The sequence below is a fragment of the Pseudomonas sp. B37(2017) genome (assembly GCF_002112885.1).
GTDB classification, from domain to species: domain Bacteria; phylum Pseudomonadota; class Gammaproteobacteria; order Pseudomonadales; family Pseudomonadaceae; genus Aquipseudomonas; species Aquipseudomonas paraglycinae.
Window position 1 is genome coordinate 77,831 of the sequence record NZ_NEIX01000015.1, and the last position, 23,101, is coordinate 100,931.

The following is a 23,101-nucleotide window of genomic DNA, read 5'->3' on the forward strand; positions in this document are numbered from 1 at the left end:
AGGGCGGCATCCGGAGAGCTCGCCCTACTTCAATCTTAAAGCCCCGACCCGGTTCAACGGGCCGAGGCTTCATTCACGGCTTATTCCGCCGCCTGGCCTTCGGCAAGGAAGAACCAGGTTTCCAGCACGGTGTCCGGGTTCAGCGACACACTTTCAATGCCCTGCTCCATCAGCCACTTGGCCAGGTCCGGGTGGTCCGAAGGGCCCTGACCGCAGATGCCGATGTATTTGCCGGCCTTGTTGCACGCGGCAATCGCGTTGGCCAACAGCTTCTTGACCGCCGGATTACGCTCGTCGAACAGGTGCGCGATGATCCCGGAGTCACGGTCCAGACCCAGTGTCAGCTGAGTCAGGTCGTTGGAACCGATCGAGAAACCGTCGAAGAATTCGAGGAATTCTTCAGCCAGGATCGCGTTGGATGGCAGTTCGCACATCATGATCACGCGCAGACCGTTGTCGCCACGTGCCAGGCCGTTTTCGGCGAGCAGATCCACCACCTGGCTGGCTTCGCCGAGGGTACGGACGAACGGCACCATGATTTCGACGTTGGTCAGGCCCATCTCGTTGCGCACGCGCTTCAGCGCACGGCACTCGAGTTCGAAGCAGTCACGGAACGATTCGCTGATGTAACGCGAAGCGCCACGGAAGCCAAGCATCGGGTTTTCTTCTTCCGGCTCATAGAGTTTACCCCCGATCAGGTTGGCGTATTCGTTGGACTTGAAGTCCGACAGACGCACGATGACCTTCTTCGGTGCGAACGCAGCGGCCAGGGTGCTGATGCCTTCAACCAGTTTCTCGACATAGAAGCCGACCGGATCGTCGTAACCGGCGATGCGCTTGTCGACGCTTTCCTTGATGTCCTGCGGCAGGCCGTCGTAGTTCAACAGCGCTTTCGGGTGAACACCGATCATGCGGTTGATGATGAATTCCAGACGGGCCAGGCCCACACCGGCGTTCGGCAGCTGCGCGAAGTCGAAGGCGCGGTCCGGGTTGCCGACGTTCATCATGATCTTGAACGGCAGCTCCGGCATGGCGTCGACGGAGTTCTTCTTGATGTCGAAGCCCAGCTCGCCTTCGAAGATGTAGCCGGTGTCGCCTTCGGCGCAGGACACGGTCACACCCTGGCCATCCTTCAGCAGTTGGGTGGCGTTGCCGCAACCGACGACCGCAGGAATACCCAGCTCACGGGCGATGATCGCCGCGTGGCAGGTACGGCCGCCACGGTTGGTGACGATGGCGCTGGCGCGCTTCATTACCGGTTCCCAGTCCGGGTCGGTCATGTCGGAGACCAGCACGTCGCCCGGCTGGACCTTGTCCATCTCGGACACGTCCTTGATGATCCGCACCTTGCCGGCGCCGATGCGCTGGCCAATGGCACGGCCTTCCACCAGCACGGTGCCGGTTTCTTTCAGCAGGTAACGTTCCATGACGTTGGCCTGGGTGCGGCTCTTCACGGTTTCCGGACGGGCCTGCACGATGTACAGCTTGCCGTCGTCACCGTCCTTGGCCCACTCGATGTCCATCGGGCAGCCGTAGTGCTTCTCGATGATCATCGCCTGCTTGGCCAGCTCGCTGACTTCAGCGTCGGTCAGGCAGAAACGCGCGCGTTCGGCCTTGTCGACATCAACGGTTTTCACGGAACGACCGGCCTTGGCCTCGTCGCCGTAGATCATCTTGATGGCCTTGCTGCCCAGGTTGCGGCGCAGGATTGCCGGACGACCGGCTGCCAGCGTGCCCTTGTGGACATAGAATTCGTCCGGGTTCACCGCGCCTTGTACAACGGTTTCGCCCAGGCCGTAGGCGCCGGTGATGAACACCACGTCACGGAAGCCGGATTCGGTATCGAGGGTGAACATCACGCCGGCGGTGCCGGTTTCCGAACGCACCATGCGCTGCACGCCGGCCGACAGGGCGACCAGCTTGTGGTCGAAGCCCTGGTGCACGCGGTAGGAAATGGCACGGTCGTTGAACAGGGAAGCGAACACTTCCTTGGCCGCGCGGATGACGTTTTCCACGCCACGGATGTTCAGGAAGGTTTCCTGCTGACCGGCGAACGAAGCGTCCGGCAAGTCTTCGGCGGTGGCGGAGGAACGCACGGCCACGGCCACGTCAGGATTACCGGCCGACAGCGCGGCGAACGCGGTGCGGATCTCGGTGTTCAGTTTTTCAGGGAATTCGGCTTCCATGATCCATTGGCGGATCTGGGCACCGGTCTTGGCCAGGGCATTGACGTCATCGACGTCCAGCGCATCGAGGGCCTTGTGGATCTGATCGTTCAGACCGCTCAGTTCCAGGAAGTCGCGATAGGCTTGCGCCGTGGTGGCGAAGCCGCCGGGGACCGAAACACCGGCACCGGCCAGGTTACTGATCATCTCGCCCAGGGATGCGTTCTTGCCCCCCACATGCTCAACATCGTGTTTGCCGAGCTTATCGAGGGAAACTACGTACTCTACCAAGGTGATCTCTCCACTAACTGTGTTGGAAAAGCTCAGAAACCGGCGGCTCGGGGGAGCGTTGGCCGGCTGTATGGCCTGGACCTGGAAAATAAGTGAGAATGCGGGCCAATGGCGGCCGGCAAATCGCGCCTATCATATCCAGAAATACTCATTAGCTTAAGGCCCAAGGTGCAAATGAAACGATCTGCTTTCTTTATCTCCGATGGCACCGGCATCACCGCCGAAACCCTGGGTCAAAGCCTTCTGGCGCAGTTCGAAAACATTACCTTCAGCAAATTCACGCGACCGTACATCGACAGCGTGGAAAAAGCGCGGGCCATGGTACAACAAATCAACAAAGCCGCTGAAACCGACGGTTTCCGGCCGATCATCTTCGACACCATCGTCAATCAGGACATTCGTGAGATTCTCGCAACCTCCAATGGTTTCATGATCGACATCTTCTCGACGTTCCTCGCCCCGCTCGAACAGGAACTGACCGAGCATTCTTCCTACACCGTCGGCAAGTCCCATTCCATCGGTCACAACTCCAATTACATGGAGCGGATCGAGGCGGTGAACTTCGCCCTCGACAACGATGACGGCGCCCGCACCCACTATTACGACAAGGCCGACCTGATACTAGTGGGCGTGTCGCGTTGTGGTAAGACGCCGACGTGCCTGTACATGGCGATGCAATTCGGCATCCGCGCGGCCAACTACCCGCTGACCGAAGACGACATGGAACGCCTGCAACTGCCGGCCGCCCTGCGCGCCCATCAGCACAAGCTGTTCGGCCTGACCATCGACCCGGACCGCCTTACCGCGATCCGCAACGAACGCAAACCCAACAGCCGTTATTCGAGCTACGCCCAGTGCGAGTTCGAAGTGCGCGAGGTGGAAAACCTGTTCCGCCGCGAGAACATCCCGAACATCAACTCCACGCATTTTTCGGTGGAAGAAATTTCCGCGAAGATCCTCGTGGAAAAAGGCGTCGAGCGGCGCTTCAAATAGCTCTGCGGTATCTGATCTGACGCCTTCGCGGGCAAGCCCGGCTCCCACAGGTGTGGTGGCGTTTGCAAAAATTGCATCCGACACAAAACCCTGTGGGAGCGTGGCTTGCCCGCGAAGAACGATAACGCGGTCTCTCAGATAACAAACAAATCGACAAACCGGTTCACCGGCGTGGCCTCAAGCCGCGCCTGATCCTTGCACAACGCAAGAATTTCCCCGCTGCGCTGCCCGGTAAAACGGGTGGCCAGGTTCGCCCTGAACTTGTCCTCCAGCAATGGAATGCCCTCTGCGCGGCGCCGACGGTGTCCGATCGGGTACTCCACCACCACGTTTTCCGTGCTCGAACCGTCCTTGAAAAACACCTGCACCGCGTTGGCAATCGAACGCTTGTCGGCCTCCAGGTATTCGCGGGTGAAGCGCGGATCCTCGACGATGACCATTTTCTCGCGCAGCACATCGATGACCGGATGGGCCTTGTGAAAGTCGTCCTCGTACTGCTCGGCCACCAGATTGCCGAACGCCAGCGGCACGGCGGTCATGTACTGGAGGCAGTGATCGCGGTCAGCGGCATTGGCCAGCGGCCCGACCTTGGAAATGATGCGAATCGCCGATTCGTGGGTGGTGATGACGATCCGGTCGATCTCATGCAGACGATTGCGCACCTGCGGGTGCAGGGTCACGGCGGCTTCGCAGGCGGTTTGCGCGTGGAACTCGGCGGGGAAGCTGATCTTGAACAGCACGTTTTCCATCACGTAACTGCCGAACGGCCGCGAGAAACTGAAGGTGCGTTTGTCTTCGGGCTTGAGTTCCAGATCGTTGTTGGTGTGGCTGAACAATACGTCGTAAAAGCCCCACTGTTTGGCACTCAAGACGCCGGGAATCCCCATTTCGCCGCGCATCGCGATATCCGCCAGCCGCACGCCCCGGCTCGATGCATCCCCTGCCGCCCAGGATTTTCGCGAGCCGGCGTTTGGCGCATGGCGGTACGTGCGCAATGCCTGGCCGTCGGCGAACGCGTGGGACAACGCTGATAGCAGCTGCTCACGGTTGGCGCCCATCAGTTTGGCGGTCACGGCAGTCGAGGCCACTTTCACCAGAATGACGTGGTCGAGTCCTACGCGATTGAACGAATTTTCCAGCGCGATCACGCCCTGGATTTCGTGGGCCATGATCATGGCTTCGAGTACGTCGCGCACGGTCAGCGGCGCTTCACCATTGGCCAGACGCTTTTGCGACAGGTGGTCGGCCACCGCGAGAATTCCGCCGAGGTTGTCCGACGGGTGTCCCCATTCGGCGGCGAGCCAGGTGTCGTTGTAATCGAGCCAGCGCACGATGCAGCCGATGTCCCACGCGGCTTTGACCGGGTCGAGGCGATAGGAGGTGCCGGGGACTCGGGCGCCGAATGGGACGACGGTGTCTTCGACGATTGGGCCGAGGTGTTTGGTGCACTCGGGGAAACGCAAGGCCAACAGGCCGCAGCCCAGGGTGTCCATCAGGCAGTTGCGGGCGGTGTCGAGGGCTTCGGCGGATTCGATCTTGCAGGTGAGGACGTAATCGGCGATGTCCTGCAGGACACGGTCGTAGTCGGGGCGGTTGTTCAGGTCGACGTTGGCGCTCATGTTCGATTCACTCTTCAAAGTGGTTCGTTGATGGGACCTCGGTTCAGGCTGAGTCTTGGTTTTAAACCATTCTTATTGTTGAAACACAGAACCTGTGGGAGCGGCGGTGCGACGATTCGACTTGCCCGCGAATGGGCCGGCATATCCAGCGTTGATGTTGCCTGATACACCGCTTTCGCGAGCAAGCCCGCTCCCACATTTGGATCTGTGTTACGTCAGAAAGAATCTCCGGGGATGCGCACGTAGCCCTCCATCAGGACGCGCGCACTGCGGCTCATGATCGCTTTCTTCACAACCCACTCACCGTTTTCCAGGCTGGCCTCAGCGCCAACACGCAACGTCCCGGACGGATGCCCGAAGCGCACGGCGTTGCGTTCAACGCCACCGGCCGCGAGGTTGACCAAAGTGCCGGAGATAGCTGCTGCGGTGCCAATCGCCACCGCCGCCGTCCCCATCATCGCGTGGTGCAACTTGCCCATCGACAACGCCCGCACCAGCAAATCCACATCCCCGGCGCCAACGGCCTTGCCACTGGACGCGACGTAATCCGCAGGCTTGGCGACAAACGCAACCTTCGGCGTGTGTTGTCGCTTGGCCGCCTCATCCAGATTCGAAATCAGCCCCATGCGCAGCGCGCCATAAGCACGAATGGTCTCAAACATCTGCAACGCTTTCGGATCGCTGTTGATCGCGCTCTGCAGTTCGGTGCCGGTGTAACCGATGTCTTCGGCGTTGACGAAGATCGTCGGGATACCCGCGTTGATCATGGTCGCCTTGAACGTGCCGACGCCCGGGACTTCCAGCTCGTCGATCAGGTTGCCGGTCGGGAACATCGAGCCCCCGCCGCCCTCTTCTTCCGCCGCCGGATCCATGAATTCGACCTGGACTTCGGCAGCCGGGAAGGTCACGCCGTCGAGTTCGAAATCACCGGTTTCCTGGACTTCGCCGTTGGTGATCGGCACGTGGGCGATGATGGTCTTGCCGATGTTGGCCTGCCACACGCGAACCACCGCCACGCCGTTGTGCGGAATGCGGCTGGCGTCCACCAGACCGTTGCTGATGGCGAACGAACCGACCGCCGCCGACAGGTTGCCGCAGTTACCGCTCCAGTCCACGAACGGCTTGTCGATGGACACCTGACCGAACAGGTAATCGACGTCGTGATCGGCCTTGATGCTTTTCGACAGGATCACGGTTTTGCTGGTACTGGACGTGGCGCCGCCCATGCCGTCGATCTGCTTGTCGTACGGGTCGGGGCTGCCGATTACCCGCAGCAACAGAGCATCGCGGGTCGGGCCGGGAATCTGCGCGGCTTCGGGCAGATCCTTGAGGCTGAAAAACACGCCTTTGCTGGTGCCGCCGCGCATGTAGGTGGCGGGGATCTTTATTTGCGGTGCGTGAGCCATGGTGCTCCTTAACGAAAGCATGGGACTTGAAGTCCCATGCCCACATCGATTGATTTAAACGGCAACCGCCGACTCTTCGAGGAAGTCCTGGGCGAAGCGTTGCAGCACGCCGCCGGCCTCGTAGATCGACACTTCTTCAGCGGTATCGAGGCGGCAGGTCACCGGCACGTCAATGCGCTCGCCATTCTTGCGATGAATCACCAGCGTCAGATCGGCGCGCGGCGTCCGCTCACCGATCACGTCATAGGTTTCGCTGCCGTCGATGCCCAGCGTCTTGCGGTCGGTGCCCGGTTTGAATTCCAGCGGCAACACGCCCATGCCCACCAGGTTGGTGCGGTGAATGCGCTCGAAACCTTCGGCGGCGATCGCTTCCACACCCGCCAGACGCACGCCTTTGGCCGCCCAGTCACGGGACGATCCCTGACCGTAGTCGGCGCCGGCGATGATGATCAGTGGCTGCTTGCGTTCCATGTAGGTTTCGATGGCTTCCCACATGCGCATCACTTGGCCCTCCGGCTCGACGCGGGCCAGCGAGCCCTGTTTGACCTTGCCGTTCTCCACGACCATTTCGTTGAACAGTTTCGGGTTGGCAAACGTTGCGCGCTGCGCGGTCAGGTGGTCGCCACGGTGGGTCGCGTAAGAGTTGAAGTCCTCTTCCGGCAGGCCCATTTTCGCCAGGTATTCGCCGGCGGCGCTGTCGAGCATGATCGCGTTCGACGGCGACAGGTGATCGGTGGTGATGTTGTCCGGCAGCACCGCCAGCGGGCGCATGCCTTTGAGCGGACGAGCCCCGGCGAGCGCGCCTTCCCAGTACGGCGGACGGCGGATGTAGGTGCTCATTTCTCGCCAGTCGTACAGCGGCGTGACTTTCGGGCCGGTGTCTTCATGGATGGCGAACATCGGGATGTAGACCTGACGGAACTGCTCGGGCTTGACCGAGGATTTCACCACCGCGTCGATTTCTTCGTCGCTCGGCCAGATGTCCTTCAGGCGGATTTCCTTGCCGTCGACCACGCCCAGCACATCTTTTTCGATATCGAAACGGATGGTGCCAGCAATCGCGTAGGCCACCACCAGCGGCGGCGAAGCGAGGAACGCCTGCTTGGCGTAGGGGTGAATCCGGCCGTCGAAGTTGCGGTTGCCGGACAGCACAGCGGTGGCGTACAGATCGCGGTCGATGATCTCTTGCTGGATCACCGGGTCCAGCGCGCCGGACATGCCGTTGCAGGTGGTGCAGGCAAAGGCGACAACGCCGAAACCGAGTTGCTCCAGCTCCGTGGTCAGCCCCGCTTCATCGAGGTACAGCGCCACGGTTTTCGAGCCCGGCGCCAGCGACGACTTGACCCACGGCTTGCGGGTCAGCCCGAGCTTGTTGGCGTTGCGCGCCAGCAGGCCGGCGGCGATCACGTTGCGTGGGTTGCTGGTGTTGGTGCAACTGGTGATGGCCGCGATGATCACCGCGCCGTCGGGCATTTGCCCCGGCACGTCTTCCCATTGGCCGGCGATGCCTTTGGCCGCCAGATCCGACACCGCCACACGGGCGTGCGGGTTGCTCGGGCCGGCCATGTTGCGCACCACCGAAGACAGATCGAAGGTCAGGCCGCGCTCGTACTGCGCGCCTTTCAGGCTGTCAGCCCACAGGCCGATCTGCTTGGCGTACTGCTCGACCAACTGCACTTGCTGGTCTTCGCGACCGGTCAGTTTCAGGTAATCAATGGTCTGCTGGTCGATGTAGAACATCGCCGCCGTGGCGCCGTATTCCGGGGCCATGTTGGAGATGGTCGCGCGGTCGCCGAGGGTCAGTGCCGAAGCACCTTCGCCGAAGAACTCCAACCATGCGCCGACCACTTTCTGTTTGCGCAGGTATTCGGTCAGCGCCAGCACCATGTCGGTGGCGGTGATGCCCGGTTGCAGCTTGCCGGTCAGTTCGACGCCGACGCTTTCCGGCAGACGCATCCACGACGCGCGGCCGAGCATCACGCTCTCGGCTTCAAGCCCACCGACACCGATGGCGATCACGCCCAGCGCATCGACGTGCGGGGTGTGGCTGTCGGTGCCGACGCAGGTATCCGGGAATGCCACGCCGTCGCGCACCTGGATCACCGGAGACATTTTCTCCAGGTTGATCTGGTGCATGATGCCGTTGCCCGGCGGGATCACGTCGACGTTCTTGAACGCCTTCTTGGTCCAGTTGATGAAGTGGAAACGGTCTTCGTTGCGACGGTCTTCGATTGCACGGTTCTTCTCGAACGCCTGGGCGTCAAAACCGCCCGCCTCCACCGCCAGCGAGTGGTCGACGATCAGTTGGGTCGGCACCACCGGGTTGACCTGCGCCGGGTCGCCGCCCTGCTGGGCGATCGCGTCGCGCAGGCCGGCCAGATCCACCAGCGCGGTCTGGCCGAGAATATCGTGGCACACCACGCGGGCCGGGAACCACGGGAAGTCGAGGTCGCGTTTGCGCTCGATCAGTTGTTTCAGGGAATCGGTGAGCGTGGCCGGGTCGCAGCGACGCACGAGGTTTTCCGCCAGCACGCGAGAGGTGTACGGCAGGGTGTCGTAGCTGCCGGGCTGGATCGCATCGACAGCCGCACGGACGTCGAAAAAGTCCAGCGGCGTGCCGGGCAGGTTCTTGCGAAATTCTGTGTTCATCGGTCAGGACTCGGTCACGGTAGTTTCAAAGAGGGGGCGCCTGTGCCGGCGCCCTCCCCGGTCAGCGCTGGTCGATTGGCACGAACTTGCGCTGTTCGACGCCGGTGTACTCGGCGCTTGGACGGATGATGCGGTTGTTGGCGCGCTGTTCGAACACGTGCGCTGCCCAGCCGGTCAGGCGCGAGCAGACGAAGATCGGGGTGAACAGCTTGGTCGGGATGCCCATGAAGTGGTACGCCGAGGCATGGTAGAAGTCGGCGTTGGGGAACAGTTTCTTTTGCTCCCACATGGTCTTGTCGATGGCTTCCGAAACCGCGAACAGCACCTTGTCGCCCACTTCGTCGGCAAGTTTTTTCGACCAGCCCTTGATCACCTCGTTGCGCGGATCGCTGTCCTTATAGATCGCGTGGCCGAAGCCCATGATCTTGTCCTTGCGCTCGAGCATGCCGAGGGTGCCCTTGATCGCCTCTTCCGGCGACGAGAAGCGCTCGATCATTTCCATCGCCGCTTCGTTGGCGCCGCCGTGCAGCGGGCCGCGCAGCGAGCCGATGGCTGCCGTGACGCAGGAATACAGATCGGACAGGGTCGAAGCACACACCCGAGCAGTGAAGGTCGAGGCGTTGAATTCGTGCTCGGCGTAAAGGATCAGCGAAACGTTCATCACCTTGACGTGCAGTTCGCTCGGCTTCTTGTCGTGCAGCAGGTGCAGGAAGTGGCCGCCGATGGACTGTTCGTCCGTCACGCAATTGATGCGTTTGCCGTCGTGGCTGAAGCGATACCAGTAGCACATGATCGCCGGGAACGCGGCCAGCAGGCGGTCGGTCTTGTCGCGTTGCTCGGAGAAGTCTTTCTCCGGCTCGATGTTGCCCAGGAACGAGCAACCGGTGCGCATCACGTCCATCGGGTGAGCGTCGGCGGGGATGCGTTCCAGCACTTCTTTCAGCGCTTGCGGCAGGTCGCGCAGCTTGCTGAGTTTGTTCTGGTAGTCGGCGAGCTGTGCCTTGGTCGGCAGCTCCCCGTAGAGCAGCAGGTACGCCACTTCTTCAAATTGTGCGTCTGCTGCCAGTTCGCGTACGTCGTAGCCTCGATAGGTCAGCCCGGCACCGGCCTGGCCCACGGTGGACAGTGCGGTTTGCCCGGCAACCTGGCCCCGGAGCCCGGCGCCACTGAGTACTTTTGCTTCGGCCATTGTTGTCTCCAATCTTGAATTTATTAGGGAGTACGGTTGCGGCTTACTTCTTCGCCGCAAACAACGCGTCGAGCTTCTGCTCGAAGGTGTGGTAATCGATGCGATCGTAGAGCTCCATGCGGGTCTGCATGGTGTCGATGACATTCTGCTGAGTGCCGTCGCGGCGGATCGCGGTGTAGACGTTTTCCGCCGCCTTGTTCATCGCGCGGAACGCCGACAGCGGGTACAGCACCAGCGATACATCGGCGCCGGCCAGTTGCTCGGTGGTGTACAGCGGCGTCGAGCCGAATTCGGTGATGTTGGCCAGGATCGGCGCTTTCACGCGGCTGGCGAACAGCTTGTACATCTCAAGCTCGGTGATGGCTTCCGGGAAGATCATGTCGGCGCCGGCCTCGATGCACGCGGCGGCGCGGTCCAGTGCCGATTCCAGACCTTCAACGGCCAGGGCGTCGGTGCGGGCCATGATCACGAAGCTGTCGTCGGTGCGGGCATCGACGGCGGCCTTGATGCGGTCAACCATTTCCTGCTGGGTCACGATCTCTTTGTTCGGACGGTGGCCGCAGCGCTTGGCGCCGACCTGGTCTTCGATGTGAATCGCCGCCGCGCCGAACTTGATCATCGACTTGACGGTGCGGGCCACGTTGAACGCCGAGGCGCCGAAACCGGTGTCCACGTCCACCAGCAGCGGCAGGTCGCAGACGTCGGTGATGCGGCGCACGTCGGTCAGCACGTCATCCAGGCCGGTGATGCCCAGGTCCGGCACGCCAAGGGAGCCGGCAGCCACCCCGCCACCCGACAGGTAGATCGCCTTGAAACCGGCGCGTTTGGCCAGCAGCGCGTGGTTGGCGTTGATCGCCCCGACCACTTGCAGCGGATGTTCGCTGGCGACCGCATCGCGGAAACGCTGGCCTGGAGTGCTCTTGTTGGAACTCATGACTCACCTCGTTCAGTGGCTGTCTTATTGTCGGCGCCGTCCTGGTAGTGACGGGCGATGTTGCGTTTCGAGGCGCCGATGTGACGGCGCATCAACAATTCCGCGAGCTCGCCGTCACGGTCGGCGATGGCATCGAGAATCCGGTGGTGTTCGGCAAAGGCCTGGCGCGGGCGGTTGGGCGTGGTGGAAAACTGGATGCGGTACATGCGCACCAGTTGATAAAGCTCGCCGCAAAGCATCTGGGTCAGGGTGCGGTTGCCGCTGCCCTGGATGATCCGGTAGTGAAAGTCGAAGTCGCCTTCCTGCTGGTAGTAGCCGACACCGGCCTGAAACGCCGCATCGCGTTCGTGGGTTTCCAGCACCCGGCGCAGTTCGTCGATTTCTTCAACGCTCATGCGTTCGGCCGCCAGACGGCAGGCCATGCCTTCGAGGGATTCGCGGATTTCGTAGAGTTCGAGCAATTCGGCGTGGCTCAGCGACACCACCCGCGCACCGACGTGCGGTACGCGCACCAGCAGGCGCTGGCCTTCCAGCCGGTGGATCGCCTCGCGCAGCGGCCCGCGGCTGATGCCGTAGGTGCGCGCCAGTTCCGGCTCGGAGATCTTGCTGCCCGGGGCGATCTCGCCTTTGACGATGGCCGCCTGGATGCGTCGGAAGACGTTTTCCGAGAGCGTCTCGGAATCGTCGCCGCTGATCACCGGGGGATCGAGTTGATCCAGCATATTGTCGACACCTTCAAATCCAATGCGGCAAAAACTAGCGAATCAGCCCGCACCAGTCAAAGGATAAATACAGATTGTCGACAATCGTCTAATAAGCCTTCATCTCAGCCCCAAGGGTTATAGACCGGTCCCGGCGCTGGCGCCATAAAACCACCGTGCTAGAATGCCGCCCGCATTTGCGAGTCATTTGCACGGCTTGTCATAAAAAGCTGATAGGCACACGAAGGCGCATGGGCAGACAGGATTTCCTGATGCCATGGCCCTGAACCGAGAACGGAACGCTGCTCGCCAGGATTTATGAGACTCAAGCCCTTCCCCACATTCTTTGCACTGTTTTGCCTGCCCGGCCTCGCCGTGGCGGGGGAAAAGACCGTGTACGGCCTCAACGAATACGCTGCCCTCGACGGGATCAACCTGGAAGTGGCGGCGAAACTCGACACCGGGGCGAAAACCGCCTCGCTGAGCGCCCGCGACATCAAACGCTTCAAACGCAACGGCGAGTCCTGGGTACGTTTCTACCTGGCCATCGACGCCGCGCATTCGCACCCGATCGAACGGCCGCTGGCCCGGGTCAGCAAGATCAAGCGCCGCGCCGGCGACTACGATCCGGAGGAAGGCAAGAAGTACACCGCCCGCCCGGTGATCGAGCTGGACATCTGCATGGGTTCGGCAATGCGCAGCATCGAAGTGAACCTGACCGACCGTAGTGCGTTCCAATACCCGCTTTTGATCGGCTCCGAGGCGCTGAAACGCTTCGATGCGCTGGTCGATCCCAGTCTTAAATACGCTGCCGGCAAACCCGCCTGCGCCATCGCCGCTCATACCGCCGAGTAATTTCCATGCGTTCTCTAACCTTCCACCTGAAAGTCCTGATCACCATCCTGGTGCTGCTGGGCGTTTCGGTTACGGCCTATCAGATTTTCGTGCTCGGCATTCCAGTGACCGAAGACGCCACCGACGACCTGTGGAACATCGACGCCAAGGTCGAGTTCGTCGCCAGCACCAAGGATCCGGTCAAGATCCAGATGTTCGTGCCGCCCCTGAGCCGCGATTACGTCAGCCTCAATGAAAGCTTTATCTCCAACAACTACGGCGTGGCGGTCAACCGCGTCGACGGCAACCGCAAGGTCACCTGGTCGGCGCGCCGGGCCAAGGGCAACCAGACGCTTTATTACCGTCTGGTGCTGACCAAGCGTTACACCGCCGAAAAAACCAAGATCAAAGGCCCGACCTTCCGCGACAGCATGGCCATCGAAGGCCCGGAAAAGATCGCCGCCGAAGCCCTGCTCGCCCCGATCCGCCAGCACTCGGCCGACGTCGAGACCTTCATTGGCGAGGCGATCAAACGCGTCAACAACGTCAACGACGACAACGTAAAACTGCTGCTGGCCGGCGATCCGTCGACGCCGCACAAAGCCAAAATCGTCGAGCTGCTGCTGTCCATCGCCCACGTGCCGGTGGAGAAAGTCCACACCATCCGCCTCGTCGCCGATCAACCGCAAACTCCGGAACTGTGGCTGCGCAGCTTCAACGGCACCGACTGGCTGTATTTCAACCCGGAAACCGGCGAGCAAGGCCTGCCGACCGACCGCCTGCTGTGGTGGAGCGGTGATGAGAACCTGATCACCGTCGACGGCGGCAAGAAAGCCAACGTGACCTTCAGCCTCAACAACAGCGAGATGAACGCGATTCGTCTGGCCAAGCTGACCGACGAAAACACCGACGCCAACTTCCTCGAATACTCGCTGTACGGCCTGCCGCTGCAAACCCAGCAGACCTTCATGATCATGGTGATGATCCCGATCGGCGTGCTGGTGATCCTGATCCTGCGCAACCTGATCGGCCTGCAGACCCTCGGCACCTTTACGCCGGTGCTGATCGCCCTGGCCTTCCGCGAGACACAACTGGGCTTCGGCATCCTGCTGTTTACCGTGATCACCGCGCTCGGGTTATCGCTGCGCTCGTATCTGGAACACCTGAAGCTGCAAATGCTGCCGCGCCTGTCGGTGGTGCTGACCTTCGTGGTGGTGCTGATTGCGGCGATTAGTCTGTTCAGTCACAAGCTCGGTCTGGAGCGTGGCCTGTCGGTGGCGCTGTTCCCGATGGTGATTCTGACCATGACCATCGAACGCCTGTCGATCACCTGGGAAGAACGCGGCGCCAGCCATGCCATGAAAGTGGCGATCGGCACGCTGTTCGCAGCGTCCCTGGCGCACCTGATCATGACCGTTCCGGAGCTGGTGTACTTCGTGTTCACCTTCCCGGCGATCCTGCTGATTCTGGTGGGCTTCATGCTGGCCATGGGTCGTTATCGCGGTTATCGCCTGACTGAACTCGTACGTTTCAAGGCTTTCCTGAAGAAGGCTGACGCCTGATGTTCGGTTTCTGGAAGACCTGGAAGGCCCTGGAAGCCCGGGGCATCATGGGCATCAATCGGCGTAACGCCGACTACGTGCTCAAGTACAACAAGCGCAGCCTGTACCCGATCGTCGATGACAAGATCATCACCAAGGAACGCGCGATCAAGGCCGGCATTCACGTGCCGGAACTGTATGGCGTGATTTCCACGGAGAAGGAAATCGACAAGCTTGGCGAGATCATCGGCGGGCGCAACGACTTCGTGATCAAGCCGGCCCAGGGCGCCGGCGGTGACGGCATCATCGTGGTCGCCGACCGTTTCGAGGGCCGCTATCGCACGGTATCGGGCAAGATCATTGCCCACGAAGAGCTGGAGCATCACATCTCCAGCATCCTCACCGGCCTGTATTCGCTGGGCGGCCACCGTGATCGGGCGCTGATCGAATACCGGGTGACCCCGGACCAGATCTTCAAAAGCATCAGCTACGAAGGCGTGCCGGACATCCGCATCATCGTGCTGATGGGTTACCCGGTGATGGCGATGCTGCGCCTGCCGACCCGTCAATCCGGGGGCAAGGCCAACCTGCACCAGGGCGCCATCGGCGTCGGTGTTGACCTGGCCACCGGCCTGACCCTGCGCGGCACCTGGCTGAACAACATCATCACCAAACACCCGGACACCACCAACGCGGTGGACGGCGTGCAACTGCCCTACTGGGACGGTTTCATGAAACTCGCCGCCGGTTGTTATGAGCTGTGTGGTTTGGGTTACATCGGCGTGGACATGGTGCTGGACCAGGAGAAAGGCCCGCTGATTCTGGAGCTGAATGCGCGGCCGGGGCTGAATATCCAGATTGCCAATGATTGCGGGCTGACGTTGCGTACCCATGCGGTGGAAGCGCATCTGGAAGAGCTGAAGGCGCGTGGAGTGACGGAGTCGGTTGAAGAGCGGGTGGCGTTTGCTCAGGAATTGTTTGGGCATATTCCGGCGGTCGAGGGCTGACTTCCCTTTCATGATCGTTCCCACGCTCCGCGTGGGAATGCATACCGTGACGCTCCGCGTCACAGTGGACGCGGAGCGTCCATGGCGGCGTTACCACGCAGAGCGTGGGAACGATCAAGTCGCGTGATCCTGCCGCCAATCTGCCAATCCCCGACATCCCCTCTAGGAGCAATTCCCGGAGGGGACTACAATCCCCACCCCGCCTCGATGGCCGATCTGCCCCGCCCATGTTGACCTGTTCCGTACACCCGCTGCCCTATCGCGCCAACCCCGCCGACTATTTCGCGGCCGTCCGCCATGCGCCCGGCGCCGTGCTGCTCGACAGTGGCCGGCCGAGTGCCGACCGTGGCCGTTATGACCTGCTCAGTGCCTGGCCGCTGGAACAACTGGCGGTATTGCCGGACGAGCGCGGGGAAGATTTCCTGCAACGTCTGCGGGACAATCTGACCCGTTTGGGCGATGCGCAATTGCCCGACGGGTACGAATTGCCCTTCGCCGGCGGCCTGATCGGTTACCTGAGCTACGACTTCGGTCGGCATCTGGAAAACCTGCCAAGTCAGGCCCGGGATGATCTGCAATTGCCCGATGCGCGATTTGGCCTGTACGACTGGGCCTTGATCAGCGATCACCAATCGGCAACCAGCCAACTGGTGTTCCACCCCTCGGTCAGCGCCAGCGAGAAACAGCGGCTGATCGATGTATTCAGCCAACCGGTGGGCACGGAACTGACCCCGTTCAAGCTGAACAGCCCGATGGCGGCAGATCTTTCAGCCGACGATTACCGTCAGGCCTTCGAACGCATCCAGCATTACATCCAGGCCGGTGACTGCTATCAGGTCAACTTCGCCCAGCGCTTCCGCGCGCCGTGCCAGGGTGATCCATGGCTGGCCTACTGCAAATTGCGCGAAGCATGCCCGACGCCGTTTTCCGGTTTCCAAAGCCTGCCCGACGGCAACGCGGTACTGAGCCTGTCACCCGAGCGTTTCGTCAAAGTCAGCCAGCGTCAGGTGGAAACCCGCCCGATCAAGGGCACCCGCCCCCGTGGCGCGACCCCGGCCGAAGACGCGGCGAACGCCGCCGAACTGCTGGCCAGCCCCAAGGACCGCGCGGAAAACCTGATGATCGTCGACCTGCTGCGCAACGACCTGGGCCGCACTTGCCGCATCGGCTCGGTGCGGGTGCCGGAGTTGTTCAGCCTGGAAAGTTATCCGAACGTGCATCACCTGGTCAGCAGCGTGACCGGCGAGCTGGCGGAAGATCGCGACGCTCTGGATCTGATTGCTGGCAGCTTCCCCGGCGGCTCGATCACCGGCGCGCCGAAGATTCGCGCGATGCAGATCATCGACGAACTCGAACCGACCCGACGTGGGTTGTATTGCGGTTCGTTGCTGTATCTGGATGTGCGTGGCGAGATGGACAGTTCCATCGCCATTCGCAGCCTGCTGGTGAAGGATGGACAGGTGTGCTGCTGGGGCGGTGGCGGGATCGTCGCTGACTCGGATTGGGAGGCGGAGTATCAGGAGTCAATTACCAAGGTCAGGGTTCTGCTCGAAACCTTGCAGAACCTTTAACCATTGATCGCTTGATGATCGTTCCCACGCTCCGCGTGGGAACGATCATGTGGTGGCTACAAAGTCAGATCGCGGTTCGAAGCCTTGAGAAACTCCTGCTTTAACTCTGCAAACGTGTGCACCGCCGGAAACTGCGGAAACTCGCGGATCACGTTATCCGGCGCATGGAACAGAATCCCCGCATCCGCTTCGCCCAGCATGCTGGTGTCGTTGTAGGAATCCCCCGCCGCAATCACCCGGTAATACAAGCCCTTGAAAGCCAGGACCGACTGACGTTTCGGATCTTTCTGACGCAATTGGTAGCTGGTCACCCGCCCGCTGTCATCGGTAATCAGTCGATGGCAAAGCAAAGTCGGAAAGCCCAGCTGACGCATCAGTGGCTGGGAAAACTCGTAGAACGTGTCCGACAGAATCACCACCTGAAACCGCTCGCGCAGCCAGTTGACGAACTCCACCGCGCCGTCCAGCGGCTTGAGGGTGGCGATCACTTCCTGGATGTCCGAAAGCTTCAAGCCATGCTCGTCGAGGATGCGCAGGCGCTGTTTCATCAGCACGTCGTAGTCGGGAATGTCCCGGGTGGTGGCCTTGAGCGATTCGATTCCGGTTTTTTCGGCGAAGGCGATCCAGATTTCCGGCACCAGCACCCCTTCAAGATCAAGACAGGCAATTTCCACAAGACACTCCCGTTTGTAATGTTTATTGAGTCGAGCGAGCCCGAACTCTAGCGGCTCGACCTAGAGCGCGCAACGCAGAGGCCGCCCCGGCGCGCGTTGCTTTTTGTTACCATCGCCGCCATATAGAGCGCCCAGCGCCACCGACCTGTAGGAAGCCGCCCTGATGAGCCCAACGTTCGACGTCGTGGAACTCGCCACGACCTATGCCAACAAATCCGCGCAGGACATCCTCAAACTCGCGTTCGCCGAGTTCGGCGATGACCTGTGGATATCTTTCAGCGGCGCCGAGGATGTGGTGCTGGTGGACATGGCCTGGAAGCTGAACAAGAACGTCAAGGTGTTCAGTCTCGACACCGGCCGCCTGCATCCGGAAACCTATCGCTTCATCGATCAGGTGCGCGAGCACTACAAGATCGACATCGAACTGGTCTCGCCGGATTACACGAAACTTGAACCGTTCGTGAAGGAAAAAGGCCTGTTCAGTTTCTACAAGGACGGCCATGGCGAATGCTGCGGCATCCGCAAGATCGAGCCGCTGCGTCGCAAGCTGTCCGGCGTCAAAGCCTGGGCCACCGGCCAGCGCCGCGATCAAAGCCCTGGCACCCGCAGTGCCGTGGCGGTGATGGAAATCGATACAGCGTTCTCCACCCCGGAGCGCACCCTGTACAAGTTCAACCCGCTGGCGCAGATGACCAGCGAGGAAATCTGGGGCTACATCCGCATGCTGGAGCTGCCGTACAACAGCCTGCATGAGCGCGGTTTCATCAGCATCGGCTGCGAACCGTGCACCCGCCCTGTCCTGCCGAACCAGCACGAACGCGAAGGTCGCTGGTGGTGGGAAGAAGCGACCCAGAAAGAATGCGGATTGCATGCCGGGAATATCATCAGCAAGGCATAACCCCTGATGCCCCGTGGGAGCAAGTCAGCTCCCACAGTGTTCGCTACCCACCTTGAAAAATGTGTACACACGAATGTCACCATCGGTGCCATTTATGTGTGCACTTTTCGTTTCTGCGCCCTGAAAAGTTACATCAAGCTCCAAAAACACTCCCTCCCGGCGTCCGCCAAAATCCCTCCCGAAAAATAAATACCTGTTCGAACGGTCAATTTATATCGCCCGTATTTCAGCAGCTTAGCGCTCTTCAATAACTTTTCGAAATCAGCGGTGGTTTTCATAGATCGCCGACTGGCACAGATCTGGCTTTAGTGCATACATGTTTTGTATACAAAACTGCAAAACATGAACCCACACTTTCGATCCGCAAGCCTGAAGCGCCCTATCCCGTACAGGCTGCAGATGCCCCGTAACCAGTGATGTTTTCACCGCCGCGACGAAGATCTGCCGAGCCCGAACGCTCATGCACAGTCATCGCGGCCCGAACATCAGGAGCCTGCCGGAATGCGTACGAGTCTCTCCAATAACAACATTGCGCTGAATCTGCCCGCCTCTTCACCCCTCGACCACAGCGTGCCCGGTGATGGCATCGCCGAACCGCTGCAACTGAGCCCGCGTCTGCACAACAGTGACCTCGCGCCGACCAAGGTCGAAGGACGGCGCTGGGGCAAGTACAGCATCTTTGCCCTGTGGACCAACGATGTGCACAACATCGCCAACTACTCGTTTGCCATCGGTCTGTACGCCCTGGGCCTGGGTGGCTGGCAGATTCTGCTGTCGTTGGGGATCGGCGCGGCGCTGGTGTACTTCTTCATGAACCTGTCCGGTTACATGGGGCAGAAAACCGGCGTGCCGTTTCCGGTAATCAGCCGGATCAGTTTCGGCATTCACGGGGCACAGATTCCTGCATTGATCCGGGCGGTGATCGCCATCGCCTGGTTCGGGATTCAGACGTACCTGGCGTCGGTGGTGTTTCGCGTGCTGCTCACGGCGATCCATCCCGGTTTCGCCGACTACGACCACAACTCGATCCTCGGCCTGTCGAGCCTGGGCTGGGTGTGTTTCGTTGCGATCTGGTTCGTGCAGCTGGCGATCCTCGCCTACGGCATGGAAATGGTCCGCCGCTACGAAGCCTTCGCCGGGCCGGTGATTCTGCTGACCGTTGCCTGCCTCGCCGCGTGGATGTACACCCAGGCCAACGCGACCATCGCCTGGTCGATCCGCGAACCGCTGACCGGCGGCGAGATGTGGCGCAACATCTTTGCCGGCGGCGCCTTGTGGCTGGCGATCTACGGCACGCTAATCCTCAATTTCTGCGATTTCGCCCGCTCTTCACCGTGCCGCAAGACGATCAAGATCGGAAACTTCTGGGGCCTGCCGGTCAATATTCTGGTGTTCGCCGGGATCACCGTCCTGCTGTGCGGCGCGCAATTTCAGATCAACGGCCGGATCATCGAAAGCCCGACCGAGATCATTGCGTCGATTCCCAACACGTTCTTTCTGGTGCTCGGTTGCCTGGCGTTCCTGATCGTCACCGTGGCGGTGAACATCATGGCCAACTTCGTCGCCCCGGCCTTCGTACTCAGCAACCTGGCGCCGAAATACCTGACCTTCCGCCGCGCCGGGCTGATCAGCGCAACGATTGCGGTGCTGATCCTGCCGTGGAACCTCTACAACAGCCCGCTGGTGATCGTGTACTTCCTGTCCGGCCTCGGCGCCCTGCTCGGCCCGTTGTACGGCGTGATCATGGTCGACTACTGGCTGATCCGCAAAGGCCGGATCCACGTGCCGCAGCTGTACAGCGAAAACCCGAACGGCGCGTATTACTACAGCCGCGGGGTCAATCTGCGGGCGGTGGCGGCGTTCATTCCGGCCGCGCTGATCGCGATCGTTCTGGCGCTGGTGCCGGGCTTCCACAGCGTTTCGCCCTTCTCCTGGCTGATCGGCGCCGGCATTGCCGGGATGCTCTACCTGATCATCGCCAAACGCCAGCCGCACTACGCCGATGTCGACGGTGAAGCCATCGCCGTCGACAACGTCAGCCACTGAATCTTTTGGCGGCCCTTCGCGGGGCCGCAGAACCAACCGTAATAAGGACTTCCCATGCGAATTCTCGTGGTCAACGTCAACACCACCGAATCCATCACCCAGGCCATCGCCCGCTCGGCGCAGGCTGTCGCCTCCCCCGGCACCGAGATTGTCGGCCTGACGCCGCACTTCGGCGCCGATTCAGTCGAGGGCAATTTCGAAAGTTACCTGGCCGCCATCGCCGTGATGGACCGGGTGATGTCCTACGACCAGCCGTTCGACGCGGTGATCCAGGCCGGCTACGGCGAACACGGTCGCGAAGGTTTGCAGGAATTGCTCAACGTGCCAGTGGTGGACATCACCGATGCGGCGGCCAGCACCGCGATGTTTCTTGGCCACGCCTATTCGGTGGTCACCACGCTGGATCGCACCGTGCCGTTGATCGAGGATCGGCTGAAACTTTCCGGCCTGTGGGATCGCTGCGCCTCGGTGCGCGCCAGTGGTCTGGCGGTTCTGGAACTGGAACATGAACCGCAGCGCGCTCTGGAAGCCATCGTGCATCAGGCGGAACTGGCGGTGACTCAGGATAAAGCCGAAGTGATCTGCCTTGGTTGCGGCGGCATGGCCGGACTCGACGAGAAGATCCGTCAGCGCACCGGAGTGCCGGTGGTGGACGGCGTCACAGCGGCCGTGACCATCGCCGAATCGCTGGTGCGACTGGGCCTGTCGACGTCCAAGGTGCGGACTTACGCGACGCCACGCCCGAAAACCATCATCGGCTGGCCAGCACGTTTTGCGCGTTGAACCGTTCAGCGAGGCCCAGGGTTGAAAACTGCTCGATGACAAAATCTACGAACGCCCGGGTCTTGCCCGGCAGCAATTTGTGTTCGGCGTAATAGATGGAGATGTTGCCGTCGTCGACGTACCAGTCGGGCAAGACTCGCTGCAAAGTCCCCGCCTCCAGGTAGCCGACCGCGAACGGCATGCTCACCAACGCAATCCCCAACCCCTGCGCCGCCGTGGCGCAGGCGGCTTCGGAATCGCTCATGGTCATTCGGGCCTTGAGGGTCAGCGGGCTGTGTTGCCGGGTGCGATGCGTCAACTGCCAGGAGCGCACGCGACCGGTCTGTGGTGAGCGGATCAGGATGCCGTCGTGCAGCTTGAGGTCGTCTGGCTCGCTGATCGGCGCGTGCCGATCCAGATAATCCGCAGAAGCCACCAACACCCGATGCGCTGGCGTCAGCCTGCGCGCCACTACGCCCTGGGGCAGTTCGAAGCCGCCGCCAATCGCCGCATCGAAACCTTGGCCGATCAGATCGACCTGGCGGTTATCGAAGTGCCAGTCCGGGTTGATCGCCGGAAACCTTGTCAGGAATTCCCCCAGCAACGGCACGATGTACAAACGGCCGAACACCGTGCCCATGCTGACTTTCAGCGTACCGGCCGGTTGGCCGCTGGCACTGGCCAGATTGTTCACAGCGTTCTGGATGGTGGTCAGGCTGCCGCTGACCTCACTCAGAAACAATTGCCCCGCTTCCGTCAGGGTCAACCGACGGGTGCTACGCTGGAACAGCCTCACGCCGAGGCGCGCTTCCAGTTTCGCCACGCTTTTTCCCACAGCGGCCGGTGTCAGGCTCAGGCGTCGCGCGGCCTCGGCAAAGCTGCCGACTTCGGCGCTACGCACGAAGCATTCGATACTGCTGAAGGTTTCCATGGCCACCACTCTAAACTTTTGGTTTACACAGACTATAGCAACCACGGTCTACCCGCCTATTGGCGAGGGGCAGATACTCGACACCACACCAAGGCAGCCTGCCTTGAAACTTCTGGAGATCGAACATGACCACTCAACACCTCAGCGGTAAAGTCGCTCTGATTCAAGGCGGCTCTCGCGGCATCGGTGCCGCCATCGTCAAACGCCTGGCCGCTGAAGGCGCCGCGGTTGCCTTTACCTACGTCAGCTCGGCCGCCAAGGCTGAAGAACTGCAAAACAGCATCACCGCCACCGGTGGCAAAGCCCTGGCGATCAAGGCTGACAGCGCCGACGCCAGCGCCATCCGCAACGCGGTGAATGCCACTGTCGAAACCTTTGGCCGCCTCGACATTCTGGTCAACAACGCCGGTGTGCTTGCCGTCGCGCCGCTGGAAGACTTCAAACTGGAAGACTTCGACCAGACCCTGGCAATCAATGTACGCAGCGTGTTCATCGCCAGCCAGGAAGCCGCCAAACACATGGGCGAAGGCTCGCGCATCATCAACATCGGCAGCACCAACGCCGACCGCATGCCCTTCGCCGGTGGCGGCGTGTATGCGATGAGCAAATCCGCACTGGTCGGCCTGACCAAAGGCCTGGCCCGCGACCTCGGCCCACGCGGCATCACCATCAACAACGTGCAGCCCGGCCCGGTCGATACCGACATGAACCCGGCTCACGGCGAGTTCGCCGACAGCCTGATCCCGCTGATGGCGGTGGGTCGCTACGGTAAAGCCGAGGAAATCGCCAGCTTCGTTGCCTACCTCGCGAGCCCGGAGGCCGGTTACATCACCGGTGCCAGCCTGACCATCGACGGTGGTTTCGGCGCCTGATTGATCGGATAGTCGATA

The 23,101-nt window shown here is 61.2% G+C and carries 18 protein-coding genes; 9 read left to right on the forward strand and 9 right to left on the reverse strand.

The genetic code is table 11. The features are described from left to right. Positions 1-80: 80 nt before the first annotated feature. Positions 81-2,456, reverse strand: a complete 2,376-nt coding sequence (gene ppsA / locus CAF90_RS26735) for a phosphoenolpyruvate synthase (RefSeq protein WP_085609043.1) — start codon at positions 2,454-2,456, stop codon at positions 81-83. A gap of 174 nt (positions 2,457-2,630) precedes the next feature. On the opposite strand from ppsA, the gene CAF90_RS26740 reads away from it, so the two are divergent. After that, on the forward strand, positions 2,631-3,449 hold the full coding sequence (locus CAF90_RS26740) for a pyruvate, water dikinase regulatory protein (RefSeq protein WP_007951980.1): 819 nt from the start codon (positions 2,631-2,633) through the stop codon (positions 3,447-3,449). A gap of 134 nt (positions 3,450-3,583) precedes the next feature. Here CAF90_RS26740 and prpD read toward each other — a convergent pair whose 3' ends face one another. From prpD to CAF90_RS26775, 6 genes are all read right to left on the reverse strand, one after another. Continuing rightward, a complete protein-coding gene (gene prpD / locus CAF90_RS26745; protein WP_085609044.1) occupies positions 3,584-5,068 on the reverse strand; it encodes a 2-methylcitrate dehydratase in 1,485 nt (494 codons plus the stop codon). Between the two features lie 215 nt (positions 5,069-5,283). After that, entirely contained in the window at positions 5,284-6,474 is a 1,191-nt protein-coding gene (gene prpF, locus CAF90_RS26755) for a 2-methylaconitate cis-trans isomerase PrpF (protein WP_085609046.1), read from the reverse strand. 54 nt (positions 6,475-6,528) lie between these two features. Beyond that, positions 6,529-9,123 (reverse strand): Fe/S-dependent 2-methylisocitrate dehydratase AcnD, encoded by a 2,595-nt coding sequence (gene acnD / locus CAF90_RS26760; protein WP_085609047.1) that lies wholly within the window; start codon positions 9,121-9,123, stop codon positions 6,529-6,531. A 61-nt stretch (positions 9,124-9,184) separates the two neighbouring features. After that, the gene (prpC, locus tag CAF90_RS26765) at positions 9,185-10,312 is read right to left on the reverse strand and encodes a 2-methylcitrate synthase (RefSeq protein WP_085609048.1); all 1,128 of its coding nucleotides are present in this window, start codon (positions 10,310-10,312) and stop codon (positions 9,185-9,187) included. A 43-nt stretch (positions 10,313-10,355) separates the two neighbouring features. Next, positions 10,356-11,246, reverse strand: a complete 891-nt coding sequence (prpB, locus tag CAF90_RS26770; RefSeq protein ID WP_007951973.1) for a methylisocitrate lyase — start codon at positions 11,244-11,246, stop codon at positions 10,356-10,358. After that, entirely contained in the window at positions 11,243-11,965 is a 723-nt protein-coding gene (locus tag CAF90_RS26775; RefSeq protein ID WP_169432611.1) for a GntR family transcriptional regulator, read from the reverse strand. The genes prpB and CAF90_RS26775 overlap by 4 nt, the downstream gene beginning before the upstream one ends. A 300-nt stretch (positions 11,966-12,265) precedes the next feature. Here CAF90_RS26775 and CAF90_RS26780 point away from each other — a divergent pair, with 300 nt between their 5' ends. The 4 genes from CAF90_RS26780 to pabB all read left to right on the forward strand — a co-directional run bounded on the left by CAF90_RS26780 (position 12,266) and on the right by pabB (position 16,900). Further along, on the forward strand, positions 12,266-12,802 hold the full coding sequence (locus tag CAF90_RS26780) for an ATP-dependent zinc protease (RefSeq protein ID WP_007951970.1): 537 nt from the start codon (positions 12,266-12,268) through the stop codon (positions 12,800-12,802). A 5-nt stretch (positions 12,803-12,807) separates the two neighbouring features. Continuing rightward, complete coding sequence (locus CAF90_RS26785; RefSeq protein WP_007951967.1) at positions 12,808-14,343, forward strand: inactive transglutaminase family protein; 1,536 nt, start codon at positions 12,808-12,810, stop codon at positions 14,341-14,343. Continuing rightward, positions 14,343-15,329 (forward strand): alpha-L-glutamate ligase-like protein, encoded by a 987-nt coding sequence (locus tag CAF90_RS26790; protein WP_007951965.1) that lies wholly within the window; start codon positions 14,343-14,345, stop codon positions 15,327-15,329. The genes CAF90_RS26785 and CAF90_RS26790 overlap by 1 nt, the downstream gene beginning before the upstream one ends. A gap of 227 nt (positions 15,330-15,556) precedes the next feature. Next, the gene (gene pabB / locus CAF90_RS26795) at positions 15,557-16,900 is read left to right on the forward strand and encodes an aminodeoxychorismate synthase component I (RefSeq protein ID WP_085609049.1); all 1,344 of its coding nucleotides are present in this window, start codon (positions 15,557-15,559) and stop codon (positions 16,898-16,900) included. Positions 16,901-16,956: 56 nt separating this feature from the next. Here pabB and thrH read toward each other — a convergent pair whose 3' ends face one another. After that, a complete protein-coding gene (gene thrH / locus CAF90_RS26800) occupies positions 16,957-17,574 on the reverse strand; it encodes a bifunctional phosphoserine phosphatase/homoserine phosphotransferase ThrH (protein ID WP_085609050.1) in 618 nt (205 codons plus the stop codon). 163 nt (positions 17,575-17,737) lie between these two features. Between thrH and CAF90_RS26805 the strand changes: the two genes are divergently transcribed. The 3 genes from CAF90_RS26805 to CAF90_RS26815 all read left to right on the forward strand — a co-directional run bounded on the left by CAF90_RS26805 (position 17,738) and on the right by CAF90_RS26815 (position 21,301). Further along, the gene (locus CAF90_RS26805; protein ID WP_007960132.1) at positions 17,738-18,472 is read left to right on the forward strand and encodes a phosphoadenylyl-sulfate reductase; all 735 of its coding nucleotides are present in this window, start codon (positions 17,738-17,740) and stop codon (positions 18,470-18,472) included. Positions 18,473-18,973: 501 nt separating this feature from the next. Then, positions 18,974-20,518, forward strand: a complete 1,545-nt coding sequence (locus tag CAF90_RS26810; protein ID WP_085609051.1) for an NCS1 family nucleobase:cation symporter-1 — start codon at positions 18,974-18,976, stop codon at positions 20,516-20,518. Between the two features lie 54 nt (positions 20,519-20,572). Further along, a complete protein-coding gene (locus CAF90_RS26815) occupies positions 20,573-21,301 on the forward strand; it encodes an aspartate/glutamate racemase family protein (protein WP_085609052.1) in 729 nt (242 codons plus the stop codon). On the opposite strand, the gene CAF90_RS26820 is transcribed toward CAF90_RS26815, so the two are convergent. After that, the gene (locus CAF90_RS26820) at positions 21,270-22,211 is read right to left on the reverse strand and encodes a LysR family transcriptional regulator (protein ID WP_085609053.1); all 942 of its coding nucleotides are present in this window, start codon (positions 22,209-22,211) and stop codon (positions 21,270-21,272) included. The genes CAF90_RS26815 and CAF90_RS26820 overlap by 32 nt on opposite strands. Before the next feature lie 125 nt (positions 22,212-22,336). On the opposite strand from CAF90_RS26820, the gene CAF90_RS26825 reads away from it, so the two are divergent. Further along, complete coding sequence (locus tag CAF90_RS26825; RefSeq protein ID WP_085609054.1) at positions 22,337-23,083, forward strand: 3-oxoacyl-ACP reductase family protein; 747 nt, start codon at positions 22,337-22,339, stop codon at positions 23,081-23,083. Positions 23,084-23,101: the final 18 nt, after the last annotated feature.